This window comes from Amycolatopsis sp. cmx-4-61 (genome assembly GCF_046548775.1).
Taxonomy (GTDB): domain Bacteria; phylum Actinomycetota; class Actinomycetes; order Mycobacteriales; family Pseudonocardiaceae; genus Amycolatopsis.
On sequence record NZ_JAEBEI010000001.1, the window covers coordinates 1,516,619 to 1,536,632 of the forward strand.

At 70.7% G+C, this 20,014-nt stretch carries 18 protein-coding genes; 5 read left to right on the plus strand and 13 right to left on the minus strand.

Going from position 1 to position 20,014, the window contains the following annotated elements; translation table 11 throughout:
• Window positions 1–61: 61 nt before the first annotated feature.
• A complete protein-coding gene (locus ACLJOU_RS07500) occupies window positions 62–1,159 on the minus strand; it encodes an S-(hydroxymethyl)mycothiol dehydrogenase (protein ID WP_410564385.1) in 1,098 nt (365 codons plus the stop codon).
• 209 nt (window positions 1,160–1,368) lie between these two features.
• Window positions 1,369–2,229 carry a sigma-70 family RNA polymerase sigma factor gene (locus ACLJOU_RS07505; RefSeq protein ID WP_410564387.1) on the minus strand — a complete coding sequence of 287 codons (861 nt, stop codon included), beginning with the start codon at window positions 2,227–2,229 and terminating at the stop codon, window positions 1,369–1,371.
• 77 nt (window positions 2,230–2,306) lie between these two features.
• Between ACLJOU_RS07505 and ACLJOU_RS07510 the strand changes: the two genes are divergently transcribed.
• Window positions 2,307–2,756, plus strand: a complete 450-nt coding sequence (locus ACLJOU_RS07510; RefSeq protein WP_410564389.1) for a carboxymuconolactone decarboxylase family protein — start codon at window positions 2,307–2,309, stop codon at window positions 2,754–2,756.
• A gap of 37 nt (window positions 2,757–2,793) precedes the next feature.
• Here ACLJOU_RS07510 and ACLJOU_RS07515 read toward each other — a convergent pair whose 3' ends face one another.
• The 6 genes from ACLJOU_RS07515 to ACLJOU_RS07540 all read right to left on the minus strand — a co-directional run bounded on the left by ACLJOU_RS07515 (window position 2,794) and on the right by ACLJOU_RS07540 (window position 10,837).
• A complete protein-coding gene (locus ACLJOU_RS07515; protein ID WP_410564390.1) occupies window positions 2,794–4,056 on the minus strand; it encodes a peptidase C39 family protein in 1,263 nt (420 codons plus the stop codon).
• 169 nt (window positions 4,057–4,225) lie between these two features.
• Entirely contained in the window at window positions 4,226–5,950 is a 1,725-nt protein-coding gene (locus ACLJOU_RS07520; protein ID WP_410564391.1) for a TIGR03767 family metallophosphoesterase, read from the minus strand.
• 160 nt (window positions 5,951–6,110) lie between these two features.
• Complete coding sequence (locus ACLJOU_RS07525) at window positions 6,111–6,893, minus strand: carbohydrate ABC transporter permease (protein ID WP_410564786.1); 783 nt, start codon at window positions 6,891–6,893, stop codon at window positions 6,111–6,113.
• Window positions 6,894–6,922: 29 nt separating this feature from the next.
• Window positions 6,923–7,822, minus strand: a complete 900-nt coding sequence (locus tag ACLJOU_RS07530) for a carbohydrate ABC transporter permease (RefSeq protein WP_410564393.1) — start codon at window positions 7,820–7,822, stop codon at window positions 6,923–6,925.
• On the minus strand, window positions 7,819–9,108 hold the full coding sequence (locus tag ACLJOU_RS07535) for an ABC transporter substrate-binding protein (RefSeq protein WP_410564394.1): 1,290 nt from the start codon (window positions 9,106–9,108) through the stop codon (window positions 7,819–7,821). The genes ACLJOU_RS07530 and ACLJOU_RS07535 overlap by 4 nt, the downstream gene beginning before the upstream one ends.
• 100 nt (window positions 9,109–9,208) lie before the next feature.
• Complete coding sequence (locus tag ACLJOU_RS07540; protein ID WP_410564396.1) at window positions 9,209–10,837, minus strand: long-chain fatty acid--CoA ligase; 1,629 nt, start codon at window positions 10,835–10,837, stop codon at window positions 9,209–9,211.
• 444 nt (window positions 10,838–11,281) lie between these two features.
• Between ACLJOU_RS07540 and mihF the strand changes: the two genes are divergently transcribed.
• Window positions 11,282–11,593 carry an integration host factor, actinobacterial type gene (mihF, locus tag ACLJOU_RS07545; protein WP_051767699.1) on the plus strand — a complete coding sequence of 104 codons (312 nt, stop codon included), beginning with the start codon at window positions 11,282–11,284 and terminating at the stop codon, window positions 11,591–11,593.
• Window positions 11,594–11,734: 141 nt separating this feature from the next.
• On the plus strand, window positions 11,735–12,892 hold the full coding sequence (locus tag ACLJOU_RS07550) for an isochorismate synthase (RefSeq protein WP_410564787.1): 1,158 nt from the start codon (window positions 11,735–11,737) through the stop codon (window positions 12,890–12,892).
• Here the strand turns inward: ACLJOU_RS07550 and ACLJOU_RS07555 are convergent.
• On the minus strand, window positions 12,889–13,575 hold the full coding sequence (locus ACLJOU_RS07555; RefSeq protein WP_410564397.1) for a 4'-phosphopantetheinyl transferase family protein: 687 nt from the start codon (window positions 13,573–13,575) through the stop codon (window positions 12,889–12,891). The two genes, ACLJOU_RS07550 and ACLJOU_RS07555, sit on opposite strands and share 4 nt — an antisense overlap.
• A gap of 196 nt (window positions 13,576–13,771) precedes the next feature.
• Here ACLJOU_RS07555 and ACLJOU_RS07560 point away from each other — a divergent pair, with 196 nt between their 5' ends.
• Window positions 13,772–14,941, plus strand: a complete 1,170-nt coding sequence (locus ACLJOU_RS07560; protein ID WP_410564398.1) for an acyl-CoA dehydrogenase family protein — start codon at window positions 13,772–13,774, stop codon at window positions 14,939–14,941.
• A 124-nt stretch (window positions 14,942–15,065) separates the two neighbouring features.
• Here the strand turns inward: ACLJOU_RS07560 and ACLJOU_RS07565 are convergent, their stop codons facing one another.
• Genes ACLJOU_RS07565 through ACLJOU_RS07580 form a run of 4 tightly spaced genes read right to left on the minus strand, consistent with a single transcriptional unit; the run spans window position 15,066 to window position 18,334 of the window.
• A complete protein-coding gene (locus tag ACLJOU_RS07565) occupies window positions 15,066–15,386 on the minus strand; it encodes a hypothetical protein (protein WP_043789177.1) in 321 nt (106 codons plus the stop codon).
• A gap of 58 nt (window positions 15,387–15,444) precedes the next feature.
• The gene (locus tag ACLJOU_RS07570) at window positions 15,445–16,080 is read right to left on the minus strand and encodes a TetR/AcrR family transcriptional regulator (RefSeq protein ID WP_410564789.1); all 636 of its coding nucleotides are present in this window, start codon (window positions 16,078–16,080) and stop codon (window positions 15,445–15,447) included.
• Window positions 16,077–17,600: an ATP-dependent acyl-CoA ligase gene (locus ACLJOU_RS07575; RefSeq protein ID WP_410564399.1), complete on the minus strand. Its 1,524-nt coding sequence runs from the start codon at window positions 17,598–17,600 to the stop codon at window positions 16,077–16,079. The genes ACLJOU_RS07570 and ACLJOU_RS07575 overlap by 4 nt, the downstream gene beginning before the upstream one ends.
• Complete coding sequence (locus ACLJOU_RS07580; protein ID WP_410564400.1) at window positions 17,597–18,334, minus strand: enoyl-CoA hydratase/isomerase family protein; 738 nt, start codon at window positions 18,332–18,334, stop codon at window positions 17,597–17,599. Before ACLJOU_RS07580 ends, ACLJOU_RS07575 begins: the two co-directional genes overlap by 4 nt.
• A 48-nt stretch (window positions 18,335–18,382) precedes the next feature.
• On the opposite strand from ACLJOU_RS07580, the gene ACLJOU_RS07585 reads away from it, so the two are divergent.
• A complete protein-coding gene (locus ACLJOU_RS07585) occupies window positions 18,383–20,014 on the plus strand; it encodes an amidohydrolase (protein ID WP_410564401.1) in 1,632 nt (543 codons plus the stop codon).

The window sequence follows — 20,014 nt, forward strand, 5'->3', positions numbered from 1 at the left end:
GAGTAACCCGGCCGGGTGCCCGGGTAGGGCTCGGCCGGGTACTCGTCGTCGGTGAACAGGGTCAGAACGTCACCACGCTGCGCAGGACGTCACCGTGGTGCATGCGCGCGAAGGCCTGCTCGACGCCGTCGACGCCGATCCGCTCGGTGACGAACTTGTCCAGCGGCAGCCGGCCCTGCAGGTAGAGGTCGACGAGCATCGGGAAGTCCCGGCTCGGCAGGCAGTCGCCGTACCACGACGACTTGAGCGAGCCGCCGCGCGAGAAGAAGTCGATCAGCGGCAGGTCGTTCAGCCGCATTTCCGGCGTCGGGACGCCGACGAGCACGACCGTGCCGGCCAGGTCGCGCCCGTAGAACGCCTGCCGCCAGGTCTCGGGGCGGCCGACGGCGTCGATGACGACGTCGGGACCGAACCCGCTGGTGGCGTCCTGCATGGCCTCGACGACCTGCGCTTCGCTGAGGCCCTTGCTGTTGACGGTGTGCGTCGCGCCGAAGTCCTTCGCCCAAGTGAGCTTCCGGTCGTCCATGTCGATCGCGACGATCGTGGTGGCGCCGGCCAGCTTCGCGCCGGCGATGGCGGCGTCCCCGACCCCGCCGCAGCCGATGACGGCGACCGAGTCCCCGCGCGTGACGGCGCCGGTGTTGATGGCGGCGCCGAGCCCGGCCATGACGCCGCAGCCGAGCAGCCCGGCGACGGCGGGTTCGGCGGCCCGGTCGACCTTCGTGCACTGTCCGCTGTGGACGAGCGTCTTCTCGAGGAAGGCGCCGATGCCGAGTGCGGGCGAGAGCTTGGTGCCGTCCTGGAGCGTCATGGGCTGGGCGGCGTTGAAGGTCGAGAAGCAGTACCACGGCTTGCCGCGCCTGCAGGCCCGGCAGGTGCCGCAGACGGCGCGCCAGTTGAGGACGACGTAGTCGCCCGGTTCGAGATCGGTGACGCCTTCGCCGACGGCCTCGACGACCCCGGCGGCCTCGTGACCGAGCAGGAACGGGAAGTCGTCGTTGATCCCGCCTTCGCGGTAGTGCAGGTCGGTGTGGCAGACCCCGCAGGCCTGGACGTCCACGACGGCTTCGCCGGGACCGGGATCGGGCACGAGGACGGTCTCCAGCGAGACGGGCTCGCCCTTCGCCCGCGAAACGACCCCCTGGACCTCGTACGGCATTCGAACCACCTTCCGGCTGCGCTGCTGGTCGACCGCAGCTAATCACGGATCACGCGGGGATGGCGACATCCGCATGAGTGAGGTTTGTGCAACGTGTTGCGCTTTACGCAACTGGCCGGCGTTGAGAGGGCTGGTCTCGGGGTCGGCACGGCGCCGGAACTGTCGGTGCCGTCCGGTGGCGTGGAAAACGGGGGCGCCCGGTATCGAGCTTACCGAGCACCACCGACGGTTCCGGGCGGCTCCGGGAGCTCCATCGACGCCAGCTTCACCGGGTCCGCCACCGACGCGATGCTCACGATCCGTCCCCCCGCCACCGTGAACGCCACCACCGACATCGGTGTCCCGTCCTCGCGCCACGCCACCACTCCCGGCAGGCCGCCCACGAACACGGCCCGGCCGCCGGCCGCCGCGCCGATGCGGGCGCCCGCGGCCACGTTCGTCGCCCCGAGGACCACCACCACGCCGTCCGGGGTGTCGACCGTCAGCCGGACCTCGGGGTCGAGTACCCGCAGCAACCCCTCGAAGTCGCCGTCGCGGGCGGCCGTCAGGAACGCCTGGACCACCTCTCGCTGCGAGGGCCCGGCCGGCGGCGAGGGGGTCCGCACCTTCCGGCGGGCGCGGCTGGCCAGCATCTTGGCCGCCGCCGTGGACTTGCCCAGGATGCGGGCGATCTCCTCGAACGGCACCGCGAACAGGTCGTGCAGCACGAACGCCAGCCGCTCGCTCGGGCCGAGGGACTCCAAGACCACCAGCAACGCCAGCCCCACCGAATCGGCCAGCTCCGCGTCCTCGGCCGGGGAGGCGCCGTCGTCCACCGTCACCACGATCTCCTCGTACGCCGCCTCGGGCCGGGAGCGGCGCGACCGCAGCGCGTCCAGGCTGAGCCGGCCGACCACCGTCGTGAGCCAGCCGTCGAGGTTCTCGATCGTCGCCGCGTCCTGGCGCGACAGCCGCAGCCACGCCTCCTGGACCACGTCCTCGGCGTCCGCGTGCGAGCCGAGCACGCGGTGGGCCACCGCGCGCAGCCGGTCACGCTGCGCTTCGAACGCCGAAGCCAACCCGTCGGTCATGGTCGTTACCTTCCTCGCTCCCGCTCCGTCGTGGACATGACGGGCCCGGAGGGGCACAGGTAACCGATGGAGGAACGATGGAACCACGGCTGACGACCCAGGCGGGTCCCGAGGTGACCGGAGCGGTCCAGCAGCTGTTCAAGGTCGTGCACGGCGCCGGCGTCGACCCGCTGCTGCTCGAGCTGGTCCACCTGCGGGCCAGCCAGATCAACGGCTGCGCCCCGTGCACCTACGCGGGCGTCCAGGCGGCGAAGAAGCAGGGCGAGACCGACGACCGGCTGCACAGCGTCGTCGCCTGGCGCGAGACGCCGTTCTTCACCGAGCCGGAACGGGCCGCGCTCGCGCTGACCGAAGCCGCCACGCGGATCGAGGACGGCCAGTCCGGCGTGACCGACGAAATCTGGGCGGCCGCCGCCGAGCACTTCGACGACACGCAGTTGTCCGCGATCGTCACGCACATCGCCCTCACCGGCTTCTTCAACCGGATCAACCGCGCGATCCGGGAGCAGGCCGGCAAGACCTGGTGAGCCCGGTGGGGCGCCGGACCGGCGCCCCACCGGAGTGTCAGGCCGGCGTGATGATGTAGGCGATGCCGCCCGGGCCGCCCGCCACGGTGCCGTCCGCGCGGTAGCGCTTCGTCCGCTGCCAGATCTTCTCGAACTGGTCACGTTTATAGACGTTGCGCACCCGGTCGTTGCTGCTCGACGCCGGGTCGTTCGCGATCACGTCGCCGTCCTTCGTGAAGCCGACGACGACCATGATGTGCCCCGAGGTCCCGTAGCCGGCGCCGTCCAGCTCCGAGGACAGGAACGACTGCGACGTGATCACCGGGATGCCGCGGACGATGTAGTCCTCGAGCTCGTTCAGCGAGTGCAGCCGCGTGATGTGGCCGCGCAGCCCGCGCGACGCCGCGTAGGCGGTGTTGAACGGCCAGTTCCCGGTGCCGTCGTAGGCGTGGTCGTAGGTGTAGCGCGCCGCGAACGCCACCTGCGGGTCGACGTAGTCCGCCGGGATCCAGGACATCTCCTCGGCGGACGGCTTCTTGCCCCAGTACTCGGCCACCATCTCCGTCGACGTCGGGCTGCACCAGGCTTCGCCGCCCCCGCCGTACTGCGGGAACTGTCCCTTGTGGAGGTTCTGCGCGTACGCGGGCACCTTGAGCTCGATGCCGCTGGCGCGGCCGGGCTTCGTCGGCTGCACCTCGAAGCGGTCCGGGACGGCGGACGTCATCGCGCCCAGCAGGCTCACCGACGGGGTCGCACCCGAGCCGGCTTCGCGGTAGAGGGTGATCCGCAACTGGTACGACTTCAGTGTCACGCCGGTCTTCATCTCCAGCGTGTCGACGTCGACCACGGCGTTCGCGTCGTCCTGGCCGTCGACGCTGGTGCGCAGGATGTCGGCGTCGCCGCTGGCCCAGCGACCCATCACGTACCACGCGGTTTCGGTGCCCGCCGACGTCCGGCCGTGCGCCTCGACCTGCAGCCAGGTCTTCGCGGGCGTCTTCGCGTTCCAGGACGCGACCAGCTGCGTCGCGCCGAAGCCGAGCCGGTACTGCGGCGAGGTCCACTGGCCGTACTCGTACGTTCTCGTCGTCCCGAGCTCCGGTTCGGTGTGCTCGACCGTGCCGGCGGGGTGGGTGATGCGCAGGCCGTCGCGGCCGAGCGCCAGCCCCGCGAAGCCGCCTTCGTGGAAGCGGCCGCCGGTCCATTCGTGGTAGTCGATCGCCTCGTCGTCGCGGGGCCGAACGGGTCCGGCCTCGGCGACCTGGGCGGTTACCGCGGACAACACAACCACTGACAATAAGGTGAACAACTTGCGTACGCGCATCCCGGCTCCCTGATCGGCCCACCCAGTAGGCAGGGATTTTCGCCGCTCAAGCCGGGTATGTAAACAGGTACCTACCGGACGGCCTGCGTCTGTGTCACTTTCGCGACCAACGGCGTAGCCCGAACGCGCCGCACGCAGGAAGTTCGTCCACCCGGCGCGTGCTGCCCGCTCAGCTCAGCGGGTTCACCAGCAGCAGCTCGGTGTTGTGGTCCCCGGCCGCACCGACCCGGCCGAGGTCGACGTGGATGTCGTTGTACGACAGTTCGCGGTAAAGCGACGCAAGCGCTTGCGGCGTCCGGGCGTCGTAGTCCACGGCGTACGGCGCTTCGGCCTCGATCAACGTCGTGAACAGCGACAACGTGCCGTCCGCGTTGTCCGCGACCTCGACGATCCGGGCGTGCTGCGGGAAGTCGACGTGCGACGCGGTGTTGATCTCCCAGAAGCCCTGCTGCGGCGTGTTCCCCGTGTGCGGCGTGATCTTGTTGAGGTGGGTGTGGCCGTTGACCCAGGCCAGCACGTTCGGGAACCGCTTGAGCAGCGCGACGAACGCGTCGCCGTTCAGCCGCGGGTCGAGCAGGTGGCGGGAGTCCGGCAGCAGGTTGGTCATCGTGTCGCTGGTGTGGTGGCTGAACAGGATGAACAGCTCGTCGGTGACGGCGTGGGTGACCTTGCGGCCGAAGAAGTCGTAGTAGGTGGAGCTGTTGCGCTTGAGCGTCGACTCGACCCACGAGTACTGCGCGAGCCCGATCGAGCCGTCGGCGAACCCGGCGTCGGTGGTGGTGTCGAGGCTGATCCCGGTGATGCCCGGCGCGATCCGGAACGTGTAGTAGACGTTCTGGCCGTCGGCGTTGGCGCTGGTGAAGCCGTGGCCGACCGGGCCGGGGCCGGTGTTGGCCGCGTCGAGGTGGGCGCGGACGAACTCGCCGGTGCTGAACGGGCGCCGCCGCGCGTCCGGGGTCACCTCGCGGATGGTGCCGCTGCCGCCGAACAGCTCGCCGATCGGCACGCTCGAGCGGCTTTTGATGGCGTCGGCGAGCTTCTTCGCGGTCGTTTCGTCCTTGCCGATGACCTTGTACTTCCCGGTGTACCAGGCGTCGATGCCGGGGATCTGTGCCGGCAGCGAGCCGACGATGCTGTCGTCGTGGTTGCCGAAGGTGCAGAACCACGGGACGTCGAGGCCGGGCGCGGTGAAGGTCCGCATGCCCGCTTCGAGCAGGCCGGGCAGCTGCGGGAAGCCCTTGGCCGAGTACTTGTCGCCGACGCCGGGGATCGACGGGTTCCAGTACTCGGCGTTGCCGGAGCTCTGGACGCCCTCGTAGGCGTTCACGTCGCCGGAGTTCGGGGTGACCGTGCCGCCGTTGAGGACCTTGAGGAACCAGTCGAGCTCGATCAGCTCGTGGTTGTCGGTGTTGTCGCCGGTGGTGACCATGAGGTCGAAGGGGCGCCCGGTGAACGGGCCCTGCCGCACGCTGTTGACGCGCTCGACGAGCGCGCTGGTGGCGACGGTGCCGAGCGCCTCCTGCGGCCGGTGCGCGGAGCCGATGAAGGGGTGCAGGTACTCGAACCGGGCGGGGCTTTCGGTGTCGGTGATGTGCAGGTCGGTGAACTGGACGAACGAGCTGAGGGCCCGCCGCCGGTCGTCGCGCCCGCTCTTCGGCGTGGCCAGGTCGCTCCGGACGACGAGCGGCCACCCGGGGCCGGCGGACAGGCGGGAGTAGGTGGCGGTGCTGCCGCCCGTGGCGACCTGCTCGAGCGTGGTGCCGGCGGTGGTGAGCGACCGGGTGCCCGTCAGGCGGAGGGCGCGGTCGAGGGCGTTCGCGGTGGGCGTGCAGAGCAGCAGCCCGACACCGGCGGCGCCCGCCGTGGCGAAGGTGCGCCGCGTGAGTTCGGCCATGTGTTCGCTCCCCAGTCTTCTCGGTTGCCCGGCACGCTGCCGGACTCGGGTGGACGCGGGGTGAACGTGAAAAACATTCACCGTGACAGTTCAGTTCACCCTGTCACAGGTACGGCGGCGGGGAGTACCGCCGAAGGTTGTGGTCATTTCGGCCGCGGGGCTAGCCCGTCAGGCCCGACTCCGTCACCCCGCGCACCAGGTACCGCTGCAGGAACGCGAACAGCAGCACGATCGGCAGGATCGACACCACCGCCGCCAGGAACAGCAGGTTCAGCTGCGGGTTCTGCGCCGTCAGCAGGCCCGACAGCGCCACCTGGACCGTCCACGAATCCGGGGACTGGGCGATGATCAGCGGCCACAGGAACGCGTTCCAGCTGCCGATCACCGTGATCACCGCGATCGCCGCGAAGAAGCCGCGGGAGTTGGGCACCACTATCCGCCAGAACACGCCCCAGCGGCTCAGCCCGTCCATGCGGCCCGCTTCCTCCAGTTCGCGCGGGAAGTCGAGGAAGTACTGCCGGAACAGGAACACGCTGAACGCGCTGAACAGCCCCGGGATCACCAGGCCGCGGAAGTCCGACAGCCAGCCCAGTGACGAGACCACCACGAAGCTCGGCACGAACGTCACCGACGTCGGGATCATCAGGGTCGCCAGCACCGCGTAGAACACGATCCCGGAATGCCGGTACGGGATGCGCGCCAGGCCATAGCCCGCCAGCGAGCAGATCACCAGCAGGCCGACCGTCTGCAGGGCCGCGACCAGCGCCGAGTTCAGCAGGCTGCGGCCGAAGGGGACGTCCGAAAGCGTGAACAGCCGCGAGAAGTTCTCCCAGTGCACTGTGGACGGGAAGAACGTCCACTGTGGAGACGTGATGTCCGAACGGGACGCCAGGCCGTTGCGCAGCAGCAGGTAGAACGGCAGCAGAAAGAGGATCGCGGCCACCGAAAGGCAGGTCCACCGCAGGAATGCCTTCACGCCGTCGCCCTCCCGAAGCGGAACACCCGGCCCTGCAGCAACGTCACCAGCGCGATGATCAGGGCGAGGATCACCGCGCCCGCGCTGCCGCGGCCGAGGTCCTGGCCGCCCGACCCCAGGGACGTGTAGTACAAGTACACCAACGGCGGCCGGGCGAACGGCGGGTAGCCCCGTGCGTCGCCCATGATGTTGTAGAACTCGTCGAACGCCTGGTACGCGTTGATCAGGTTCAGCAGCAGCACCGCCACCGCCGTCGCGCGCAGCTGCGGCAGGGTGATGTACCGGAACACCTGCCAGCCCGGCTTGGCGCCGTCGAGCCACGCCGCTTCGTACAGTTGCGCCGGAATCCGCTGCAGGGCCGCGATGAACAGGATCATGTAGAACCCCAGCTGCAGCCACAGCCGGGCCGTCACCAGCACGATCCAGTACAGCGGCGGGTGCACCGTGCCCGTCCACGCCACCGGCTCGAGGCCGAACGCGGAAAGCACGGTGTTCGCCAGTCCGTAGCGGACACCGGAGAACAACGACGTCTTCCAGATCAGCGACGCCACCACGTACGAGCACGCGAACGGCAGGAAGAACACCGACCGGAAGAACGCCCGCGCGAACCGCAGCTGGTTCACGCCGAGGGCCAGCGCCAGCGACAACGCGAACGTCAGCGGCACGATGAACAGCGCGAACACGCTGAACGTCCCGAGGCTCGACAGGAACGGCTCGTCGGTGAGCATGTGCGCGTAGTTGTCCAGCCCGACGAACTCCGTCGGCGTCACCGTGTTGCGCGCGTCGAAGAACGACAGGTACGCACTCCAGCCGATCGGCAGGTACGCGAAGATCGCGAGCCCGATCAGGAACGGCCCGACGAACAGCCAGAACGCGCGCGCATCGCGCCGTTTCATCCGAAGAGGCGCTTCAGCTCGGCGCGCGCCACCTCGACGGCCGTCTTCACCTGCGCCGCGGGGTCCGCGCCCTCCTTCGCGATCTTCGCGACCGCGTCCGACAGCGCCGTGTTCGACTGCTGTGTCCACACCGGACCGCCGACGAGGTGGCTGTTCTCCTTGACGAACCGGGCCGCGTCGGCGGCCGGACCGGACTTCAGGTTGTCCGCGCGGTCGACCAGGCTCTGCCGGGCCGGCACGTGGAAGCCGAACTTCGTCGCGAACTCCAGCTGGTCCTGCGTCTGGTCGACCCACAGCCACTTCACGAAGGCCTTGGCCTCGGCAACGTGCTCGCTCTTGGCGTTCACCATCGCGCCGTACGCGCCGACCGGCACCGACGGCGCGCCGCTGCCGTCCAGCTTCGGGAACGGCAGGACGCCGAAGTCGTCGTCGAACGCCTGCCGGATCTTCGGCACGTTCCACAGCCCGGTCCACTGCATCGCCGTCAGCCCGTCGATGAACGCGCCCGGGTCCGACCAGTCGGCCGGCGCGCCGAGCAGCAGCGACCCGTTGGCGTTGAGCGCGTGCAGCTTGGCCAGCGCCGTCGCGGCGCGCGGGTCGTCGAAGCCGACCTCGCGGTTGCCGTTCTTCAGGTAGTCGAGCCCGGCGGACCACAGCAGCGGGCCGGTGAGCACGCCGACGCCGCCGTCGTTGCCCGCGAAGAACCCCTTGACGCCGTCCTTCGTCAGCTTCGCCGCGGCGTCGATCAGCTCGTCGACCGTCTGCGGCGGCTGCACACCCGCGGCCTGCAGCAGGCTCTTGCGGTAGAAGAGCACCTGCGTGTCGATGGCCTGCGGGACGCCGTAGACCCGGCCTTCGACGGTCTGCGCGGCCAGCACGGCCGGGCTGAAATCGCCCTTCACCGGCGCGACGACGTCGTCGAGCGGGACGACCTGGTTCTGCCGCACCCAGTCGATCTTGACCTGGGCCTCGAAGACGTCCGGCACCTTGCTGTTCTGCAGCGCGGTGACGATCTTCGAGTCGTAGTCGCCCGGGTTCCACTGCACGTTCACGGCCGCGCCGGGGTAGGTCGCGGCGTACCGCTTGACGGCGTCCTGGACGCCCTCCTCGCCGTACGCGTGGTACCACTGCTGGAGCGTGACCTTCGAGGCGTTCGACGGCGGCGGCCCCGCCGAGTACGCCGTGGAAGGCGGCGGCTCACCCTGCCGCCCGGTGTTCGAACCGCACGCCGTCGCCAGCGCGCCCAGCCCCGCGAGCGCGAGGAAACTCCGCCTGTTTCGCTGCATCCCCAGAACCTCTCCGACGTGCTCCGAAGGCCACCATGGAGGAGGTAGGTTCCCCCACGGTGACCTTTCGAAGCGTGCAGACTCGCCGGAGATTTACCCGTTAGAGCTGGGCGATGTCGAGCTTTCCCTCGGAGTAGGACGCGCGGATGCGCTTCTTGTCGAACTTGCCGACGCTGGTCTTGGGAACTTCGTCCACGAACGTCCAGTTCTCCGGCAGCTGCCACTTCGCGACCTTGTCGCTCAGGTAGTCCCGCAGCTCCTCCGGTGTGACGCTCTTGCCTTCCTTGAGCACGACGGCGACCAGCGGCCGCTCGTCCCACTTCTCGTCGGGGATGCCGACGACCGCGGCCTCGGCCACCGCCGGGTGGCCCATCACCTGGTTCTCCAGGTCGACCGAGGAGATCCACTCGCCGCCGGACTTGATGACGTCCTTGGCGCGGTCGGTCAGCGTCAGGTAGCCGTCGGCGCTGATCTTGCCGACGTCGCCGGTGCGCAGCCAGCCGTCGTGGAACTTGTCCGGGTCGACCTGCGAGCCGCCGTAGTAGGAGCCGGCGATCCACGGGCCCTGGACCTCGAGCTCGCCGACGGCCTCGTTGTCCCACGGCAGCGCCTCGCCGGAGTCGCCGATCAGCCGCGCCCGCACGGACGCCGGGAACCGGCCCTGCGTGTAGCGGTACTTCCAGGCCTCCTCGCCGGTCACGCCGGCCGGCGGGCGGGCGACGCTGCCCAGTGGTGACGTCTCCGTCATGCCCCAGGCGTGCAGGATCGAGACGTGGTGGCGCTCCTCGAACGCGTGCATCAGCGACGGCGGCACCGCCGACCCGCCGACGACGACGTCACGCAGGTGCGAGATGTCCTGCGGGTGCGCTTCGAGGTGGGCGAGCAGGCCCTGCCAGACGGTCGGGACCGCGCCCGCGAAGGTCGGCTTCTCCGCGGCCAGCATCGCCGAGATCGGCGCCGGCTGGAGGAACCGGTCCGGCATCAGCAGCGACGCGCCGACCATCAGCGCCGCGTACGGCAGGCCCCACGCCATGGCGTGGAACATCGGCACGATGGCCAGCGCCTTGTCGCTCTGCGCGAGGTTCATGCTGTCGCTCATGCACACCTGCATCGAGTGCAGCCAGATCGACCGGTGTGAATACGCGACGCCCTTGGGGTCACCGGTCGTGCCCGACGTGTAACACATCGCGGCGGCCGAGCGCTCGTCGACCTCGGGCCAGTCGAAGGTGTCCGGCTGGGCGGCCAGCAGGTCGGCGTAGGAGTGCACCTCGACGCCGTCGGGGGCTTGAAGGGCCGCGGCGTCGCCGTTGGCCACGATGACGTGCCGGACCGTCTTGAACTCCGGCAGGTGCTTCGCCAGCAGCGGGACGAGGGTGCCGTCGACGATGACGACGTGGTCCTCGGCGTGGTTGGCGACGAACACGAGCTGCTCCGGGAACAGCCGGATGTTCAGCGTGTGCAGCACGGCGCCCATGGCCGGAACGGCCAGGTAGGCGGCCATGTGCTCGGCGTTGTTCCACATGAACGTGCCGACGCGCTGGTCGCCTGTCACGCCGAGGCGGCGGAGCGCGTTCGCGAGGCGGGCGGCGTGGCGGCCGAGGTCGCCGTAGGTCTCGCGACGGGCTTCTGAACCGGTCCAGGTGATGACTTCGCTCGCCGAGTGCACCGACGTGCCGTGGCGGAGCAGGTTCGCCAGCGACAGCTGCCCGTCCTGCATGGTGCTCAACATGGTCGCTCCCGGGGGTCGTTCGCCGGTGGGCTGGGGTTGGGCCGACTCTAATGCGGATCGGGTGAAGCGGGCATGGTCGACAACGGCTCCGTTCGGTCACGGTCGTCGCGCGATCGGGCGACGACCGGACGATGATCAAGATCATCAATTTTTCGGCTTTTCCTTATGGGCAAGGAAATGTGCGCGAGAACAGCGCGTAGTGGAAGCTTCACTTCCGGGTGAGAGAGGCCACGCGGGACGGTTCTTGGGAGCGTTTCCGCAGGCCGGAGCGGGTTGCCCGGTATCACCTCCGGGGGTAATAAGTGCGTGTCGGTTGCACGGCCACGAAGCGGGTGGCGTTTACTGGGCCCGTGGCAAGAGACGGCTGAGCAGCGCTTGCAGGAGCAAGCACTCACAAAAGCTGTCGGCCGCGAAAGCGGAGACCTGAGAGGAAAGGACACTACGTTGGCTCTGCCTACGTTGACTCCGGAGCAGCGCGCCGAGGCCCTGGCCAAGGCCGCCGAGGCTCGCAAGGCGCGTTCGGAGCTGCTCGCGTCGATCAAGTCCGGCAAGGAGAGCATCGAGAAGGTGCTCAAGCAGGCCAAGGAGAACAAGACCATCGGGAAGACGAAGGTCACCCAGCTGCTGAAGGCCGTCCCCGGCCTCGGCGCGGTGAAGGTCGCCGCCCTGCTCGAGCAGGCCGGCATCGACCCGGACCGGCGTGCGGCCGGCCTGGGCGAGCGCCAGCGCGAGGCGCTCATCGACGCGCTCAAGTAGCTCGTCACCCGGAGCTGACCGCGAGGGGAGTGTCGCTGGCGACACTTCCCTCGCGGATCTCCGGCAGCCTGGGACCCTGGGCTTGTGAGTTCTCTGTCCTCTGGGGCCGAGCCCCGGACCCCAGCCGGGGGGCAAGCCCCCCTGGACCCCCCAGGAGCGGTCAGGCCGGCGACCCCGGCTGACCTCGCCGCCCGCTACCGGCGAGGCGACTTCCTCTTCACCACGGCCCAGCGCGCACTCCTCGCGCAGGGCGCGATCCGGACCGTCACCGAGACGGACCCCCGGCGGCTCGCCTCGGCGATCCCCGGCGTCCTGGCGGCGACCGGCGCCCCGCTGGCGGTCGGCGTCCTGCCGTTCGACACCGGGCCCGACACGAAGGTGCCCGGCCACCTCGTCGTGCCCCGGACCGTCCACCGGTCGTCCGGGACGCCTTCGCTCGCGCGGGAGGCGCTGCCGGCGCCCCTGCGGGTCCGCGCGGTGCCTTCTCCGGAACAGCACATGGCCGCGGTCCGCGCGGCGGTGGCCGCGTTGGGTGCGCGTGACCTGCGCAAAGCCGTCCTGGCCCGTGCGCTGGACCTCGAGTTCGACGCGCCGGTGCCCGCCGAGAGCGTCGTGCGGAACCTGGCCGCCGGGAACCCCCGGCACTTCACGTACGCGGCCGAGCTGCCCGGCGGCCGGTCACTGGTGGGGGCCACGCCGGAGCTGCTGCTGCGCCGCACCGGCCGGACGGTGTTCTCCTCCCCGCACGCCGGGTCGATGCCGCGGTCGGCCGACCCGGTCACCGACCGTGCGAACGGCGAGGCCCTGCGGACGTCCCGCAAGGACCAGCTCGAGCACGCGGTGGTGATCGACTACGTGGTCGAGGCCCTGCGGCCGTTCTGCCGGACGCTCGACGTCCCGGCCGGGCCGGAGCTGGTCACCACGCCGGCGATCTGGCACCTGCGCACCCCGATCACGGGCGAGCTGGCGGACCCGGACATCACGGCCCTGGACCTGGCGGCGGCGCTGCACCCCACCCCGGCGATCTGCGGCACGCCGACCGAGGGAGCGCGCGAGCTGGTGCAGGAGCTGGAGCCGTTCGACCGCGACTACTACGCGGGTGCGGTCGGCTGGGTCGACGCGGCGGGCGACGGCGAGTGGGCCGTGGCGATCCGCTGCGCGGAGATCGCCTCGACGTCGATGCGGCTGTACGCGGGCGGCGGCATCGTGCCGGCGTCGGACCCGCAGTCGGAACTGGACGAGACGACGGCGAAGTTCCGCACCCTCCTGACGGCGATGGGCCTGGAGGACGTCGCTTAGGGGACCCAGTGCTCCTCGGTCACCGACAGCTCCTCGGTGGTCAGCACCGCGATGGCCGCGCGGTAGCCGTCCGCGGCCTTCAGGTCCGCCAGCCGGGTCGTCGCCGGGTCCAGGGCCGGGTCGCCCGACGCGGCCAGGCGCGCCGGTTCGTCGTAGCGGGAGAACGTGATGCTCTGCAGCGGGATGCGCAGGCCCTTGCCGGTCGCCTTCATCACCGCCTCCTTGCGGGTCCAGTAGACGAAGAAGGCCGCGGCCTTCTCCGCCGGGGCCAGGCCCGCCAGGTGCCCGGCCTCCGCCGGGCTCAGCGCGTATTCGATCAGGCCGTCGTCCGCGCGGCGGGTGGCCGTTTCGACGTCGAGGCCCACCGGGACCGACGGCGTCGCCGCGAGGCCGATCAGCTCGCCCGAATGCGAGATCGACAGCGTCAGGTCCGCACCCGGGATCCGCGGCCGCCCGTGCGGCTTGCCGCAGTCTTCGCAGGTGGCGTCGAACTTCACGGCTTCGACGGCCAGGCCGAGCCGCTCGGCCGCGACCGTCTTCGCCAGGACCCGGCCGGTGAGGAAGCGCCGCTTGTCCGCCTCCTGCCGGTACGCCGCGAACCGTCCTTGCTCTACGTCGTCGAGCAGGCGCATGAAGCGATCTTCGGTGGGCAACGGCGACGACCAGCGGACCTCGATCTCCATCACCCCCCCGATCCTTCCGGGCCCGGCGGCCGTTGTCACGAATTCCGGCCGAGGTCTGGGGTTATCCACGCCTCAAGAGGTACCCTTGGGTAAGCAAGCGCTTAGCCAGTGCAGTGTTTTCTGGGGCCGCGCCCCAGACCCCGGCCGGGGGCGCGCCCCCTGGACCCCCGAAAGCGTCGCAAGGAGCAGCTACCCCATGGACTTTTCACTCAGCACCGAAGAACGGGAAGTGCGCGACTGGGTCCGCACGTTCGTCCAGCGGGAGCTGATCCCGCTCGAGCAGGAAGTCCTCCGGCGCGAGCGCGCCCACCAGCCGGGGCTGACCGGCGAGGAGCTCAAGGACCTCCAGCTCAAGGCGAAGGAGTCCGGCTTCTGGGGCGTGCTGACCCCGGAGGAGTACGGCGGCATGGGCCTGTCCGCCGTGATGGCCGCGCTGCTGGAGGCCGAGCTCGGCCGCACCTTCGTGCCGTTCCGCTTCGGCGGGGCCGCCGACAACATCCTGTTCCACGCCAACGAAGAGCAGAAGCAGACCTACCTGCTGCCGACGATCTCGGGCGAGCGCAAGTCCTGCTTCGCGATCACCGAGCCGGGGGCCGGGTCCGACGCCAAGGCCATCCGGACCACCGCCCGCAAGGACGGCACGGACTGGATCATCAACGGCGAGAAGACCTTCATCACCGGCGGCAACGAAGCCGACTTCACCATGGTCTTCGCCATCACCGACCCCGAGAAGGGGGCGAACGGCGGCGTCACCTGCTTCCTCGTCGACCGCGAAGCCGGCTGGAAGTCCGAATACATCGACACCATGGGCGAGTGGGGCCCGGCGTCGCTGATCTTCCAGGACGTCCGCGTGCCCGAGACGCAGATCCTCGGCGAGGAGGGCCGCGGCTTCGAGCTGGCCATGCAGTGGATCGGCCAGGGCCGCTACCTGCTGCCCGCCCGCGCGATCGGCTCGTGCGAGCGGCTGATCTCGATGGCCATCGAGCACGCCAACACGCGTGAGACGTTCGGCCAGAAGATCGCCGAGCGGCAGGCCATCCAGTGGATGATCGCCGACTCCGGCGTCGAGCTCGAGGCGCTGCGCTGGCTGGTGCTGCACGCCGCCTGGCAGGTCGACCAGGGCCTGGATTCCCGGCACGCGCAGTCGATGGCGAAGCTGTACGGCGGCCAGAAGGCCAACGAAATCGTCGATCGCGTCCTGCAGATCCACGGCGGCATGGGCTACACGCGGGAGCTGCCGGTCGAGCGGTGGTACCGCGAGCTGCGGCTGCTGCGCATCTACGAGGGCACCGACGAGATCCAGCGCCGGACCATCGCCCGCAACCTGCTCAAGGGGCACGTCAAGGTCGGCGGCACGCTGGGCTGAGGGGCCCCGGAACGCGAGAGGGTTCCCGGGGGTCCGGGTGGCGGAGCCCCCGGCCGGGGCGACGCCCCGAAAGACACAGCCGTCAAGGCCGCCTTCCCGGCGGCCTTGACGGCTGTCCGGCTTCCTACTTCTTGTTGCGGATGGCGATCGGGACGCCTGCGAGGTCCTCTTCGTTGCACAGGAGCTTCACGTCGTAGTACGGCGAACCCTGACGGTCGTCGTAGTCGAGGTGGATGGCCAGGACGTCAAGCGGCTCGCCGAGCCATTCCTGTGCCTGCCGTAGCCAGGCGGAGCACCGTTCCAGGGCGGTGGGGAGATCGTCATCGCGGAACTCGACGGGGCGATAGGGCACATCCTGCACCTGATCGCGGGGGTTTTCCGGCGCCGGGAGGCCCGGCGCGAGACCCGAGTCGTCCAGTTCCAGTTGGATCGTTTCCTCAGTCACCCTTCGAGCGTCCCCCACGCACGCCGTCTGGGCAAGGCGTACACAGGTAAAAGCGCCGCTAAACGGACACGCCCCACTCTTTCGCGACGATTTCGCGGCACCGTCCCAAGTCGGTGACGCCGGGCGCGGACGTGCAGCCCAGCGCCCTCGACGCCAGCTCCGCGTAGTGCTCCGCCAGCTCGTCCAGCGCCAGCGGGCCACGTGGGGAATACCACCTCGCGACGCCGCTGCACATCTCGAGCAGGGCGAGCCGGGTCACGGCCGGGTGCTCCACACGGAACACCCCCGCCGCCACCCCTTCGTCGATCGCGGCCGCCCACAGCCGTTCGTAGGCGTCCCGCAGGGCCACGACCGGCTCGCGCGCGGCCGGGGACAGGACGTCGACTTCGTTGTCCACCACCCGGGTTTCGGCCGGCCCGACGGCGTGCGCGAGGACGTGCAGCACGACCAGCGTCCGCAGCCGGTGCACCGGGTCCCCGCCGCCCGCGGTCGCCTCGCGGGCGGCGTCGAGCAGCCGGTTCAGCGCGGTGTGCATGATCTCCGCGAGCAGATCCTCCTTGGTGCCCATGTAGTGGTAGAGGCTGGCCGAGGAGAGTTCCGCCTCCTGCGCCAGATCCCGGATGCCGGTGCCGTGGAAGCCCTTGGCCGCGAACAGCTTCACCGCCGCCGCGCGCACCCGCTCCCGGCTGCTCACAGCCATGCTGCCGCCTTCGCGTCCCAGGACCCCGCCCGCGGGTCCGCGGCCTTCCGCAGCTCGCCCTTGGCCACCCGCTCCGACGGCGTCATCGGCAGCGCGTCGGCGAAGGCCCAGAACCGCGGAACCTTGAAGTAGGCCAGTTTCCCGGCGCAGAACGCGGCGAGCTCGGCCGGGTCCGGCCGGTCGCCGTCGCACACGACGTAGGCCTTGACCTCCTCGCCGCGCAGCTCGTCCGGCACCGCGACGACGGCCGCCAGCCGCACCGCCGGGTGCAGCAGCAGCGCGCGCTCGACCTCGTCGGCGGAGATGTTCTCGCCGCTGCGGCGGATCATGTCCTTCGTCCGGCCGACGTAGTAGACGCGGCCGGCGGCGTCCATCCGGGCGAGATCACCGGTGTGGAACCAGCCGTTTTCGAACGCTTTCGCCGTCGCGTCCGGATCGTCGTGGTAGCCGTGCATCAGGCCGATCCCGCGGATCAGCAGCTGCCCGGTTTCCCCGCGCGGCACCGGCTTCCCGTCGTCGCCGGCGATCAGCACCTCGCGGTCCCGGCTCGGCCGCCCGATGCAGCCGGTGCCGACGGTCTCGTCGTGGTCGGCGAGCGTCATCCGGATGTCGCCGCCGGTCTCGGTCATCCCGAACGCCTCGTACCACGGCACGCCCCAGCGGGCCTCCAGCTCGGCGTGCAGGTCGTGCGGGATGGCGGAGGCGCAGATCGCGCGGACCCGGTGCGCGCGGTCGGCCGCGGACGGGACCTGGCGCAGCAGCAGGGCCGGCATCAGGCCGAGGCAGTAGAACCAGGTGACGCCGTGCTCGCGCACCTTCGCCCAGAACGTGCTGGGGTGGAACCGGTCCAGCACGACGAGGGTGGCGCCGCCGGCCAGTCCCAGCGCGACATTCCACTGTGGATCGATGTAGTGGAACGGCTGCGCGGTCAGGATGACGTCGTCCTCGCCGACGGCCGGGAAGTCGGTGGCCAGGCTGACCGCGAGGGTCGTCCAGTAGCGGTTCGGCAGCACGCAGCCCTTGGGGGCGCCGGTGGTGCCGGAGGTGTACTGGATGTTCACCGGCAATTCGGGCACCGGGGTGAAATCCGGCGGTTCGGCGTCGCTGCGCAGGTTGTCCGGGGTGACCACCTCGGCCACCCCGATCCGGGCGAGCAGGTCCGTGAACTCCGCGGCGGCGACGACCAGTTTCGCGCCCGAGTGCCGGAGAACGTGGGCGCCGTCGAACTCCTGGTAAGTCGTGTTGACCGGGACCAGCTGCGCGCCGATCTTCGCCAGCGCCAGCCAGGTGAGGGGGAACTCGGGCTGGTTTCGCAGCATCACCGCGACCCGGTCGCCGGGCCCGATGCCGCGTTCGGCCAGCGCCGCGGCGATCCGGGAGCTTTCGCGGTCGACCTCGGCGAACGTGAACTTCTCCTCCAGGTGGTCGAACACCCAGGCCGTGCGGTCCGGCCACAGCGCGGCAGCCCGCGTCACGAGCTGCGCGAGGGTCCCGATCTCGGCCAGGGGTGTCACGCCCGGCTCCGGAAGGCCTCGGTGGACGCGGCGACCGCGGCCGAGTGCTCGGTGATCAGGGCGTGGCTGACCTCGAGTTCGAGGGCCGGCTCGAGGTCGGTGCTCGCGTCCAGGACGCGCTTGGCCATCGCCGCGGCGGCCGGCGGGTGCTCGGCGATCCGCTTCGCCCAGCTCAGCGCCTCCGCCTGGAGCTGCTCGGCCGGCACGGCGGCGTTGACCATGCCCAGCTCGGCCGCCTTCCGGCCGTCGAAGCGCTCGCCGAGCAGCAGGAGCTCCTTCGCCTTGAGCGGACCGACCAGCAGCGGGAGCAGCCGCGATGCCGCGCCGGTGACGCTCAAGCCGAGCGAGACCTCGGGGAAGGCGAACACGGCGTCTTCGGCGGCCAGGATCAGGTCGCAGCCGAGCGCGAACTCCGCGCCGGCGCCGATCGCGTAGCCGTGCACCGCCGCGAGCACCGGCTGGCGCAGCCCGCGCAGCCGCCGCGTGACGTCCTGGAGCCGGTCCAGGCGCGCCCGCGAGTCACCCGCGGGGGTGGGTTCCTTGAGGTCGTGGCCGGCGCAGAAGGCACGCCCGTTCCCGGACAGCACGACGACACGGGCGTCGCTGCGCGCGGCCGCGTCGAGGGCGGCGAGGAAGTCGTCGACCAGCACGGCGGCGACCGCGTTCAGCCGCTCGGGCCGGTTCAGCCGGATCTGCGCGATGCCGTCCTCGACGGCGAACTCCACGGTGGGCATGCCGGCGATGCTAGACGTTCGATCGATCGATCGATAGCCTCTCGACGCATGAGGGTCGACGCGGTCTACGAGAACGCCACGGTGTGGACGGGCACGGGCATGACCAGCGCACTCGCCGTCCTGCACGGCCGCGTGGTCGCGCTCGGCGACGACGCCCGCTCGCTTTCGGCGCGCTCCCGGGTCGACCTCGCCGGCGGGTTCGTCGTGCCCGGCTTCCACGACGCGCACAACCACATGGCGTGGTTCGGCATGGGCCTCGACGACGTGCCGCTCGGCGGCTGCCGCAGCGTCGAGGAGGTCTACGACGCCGTCGCCGCGCGCGCCGCGACGCTGCCGCCCGGGAGCTGGGTGGTCGGCAGCGGGTACGACCAGAACAAGCTCGCCGGTGGCCACCCGGACTCCCGCGGCCTCGACCGCGCCGCGCCGGGCATGCTCGTGCGGCTCAAGCACACGTCCGGGCACATGACCGTGGTCAATTCGGCCGTGCTCGACCGGCTCGACCTGGCGAACGTGCCGGTCGGCGGCGACGTCGTGCTCGGCGACGACGGCTCGCCGACCGGGCTGCTGCGCGAGCAGGCCCAGCTGCTGCTGCGGCCGCTGACGTACCCGACGCCGGTCGACCGGGTCGTGCGCGGGCTCGCGCGGGCGTCCGAGCAGTACCTGGCCGAGGGCATCACCAGCGTGCAGGAGGCCGGCATCGGCGGTGGCCTGGTCGGGGAGACACCCGCCGAGCTGGCCGCCTACCAGCAGGCGCGCGACCGCGGCGTGTTGCGCGTACGCAGCACGGTGATGGTCGCCGCGAGCGTGCTGCACGACCTGCCCGACGACGCCGGCTTCGGCCTCGACCTCGGCCTGCGCACCGGCCTCGGCGACGAGTGGCTGCGCGTCGGCCCGATGAAGTTGTTCGCCGACGGCTCCCTGGTCGGGCGAACCTGCGCGATGCACGACCCGTTCGACGGTGAGCCGGGCAACCGCGGGTATTTCCAGGTGCCCGAGGACGAGCTCGCGCGCACGATCCGCCGCGCGCACGACGCCGGCTGGCAGATCGCGACGCACGCGATCGGCGACCGCGCGATCACCGTCGTCCTCGACGCCTACGAAGCCGCGCTGGCCGCGACACCGCGCACGGACCACCGGCACCGCATCGAGCACTGCGCGGTGCTCCGGCCCGCGGAGCTGTCCCGGCTCGCCTCGCTCGGGCTCATCCCGTCACCGCAGGGCCGCTTCGTCAACGAACTGGGCGACGGCATGCGCGCCGCGCTGGGCGAGGCTCGCGTCCCGTGGTGCTACCGGCTGCGCAGCGTCCTCGACGCGGGCTGCGTCCTTCCCGCGTCTTCGGACCGGCCCGTGGTGAACGGCGCACCCCTGCTCGCCCTGGCCGACATGGTGCGTCGGCGCACGGCGTCAGGCGCGCCCTTCGCACCGGAAGAGGCGCTGACGCCGGAGCAGGCGTTGCGCGCGTACACGTACGGCTCGGCCTACGCGACCTTCGCCGAGCGTGACCTGGGCACGCTCGAGCCCGGGAAGCTCGCCGACTTCGCCGTGCTGTCCGGTTCGCCCCTGGTGGAGTCCGCTTTGGACGACCTTGCTTCCGGAGACCTTGCTTCCGGAGAACTCGCATCCGGAGAACTCCGCGTGCAAGGCACGGCCGTCGGCGGCGAACTGCGTTACCAGGCCTGA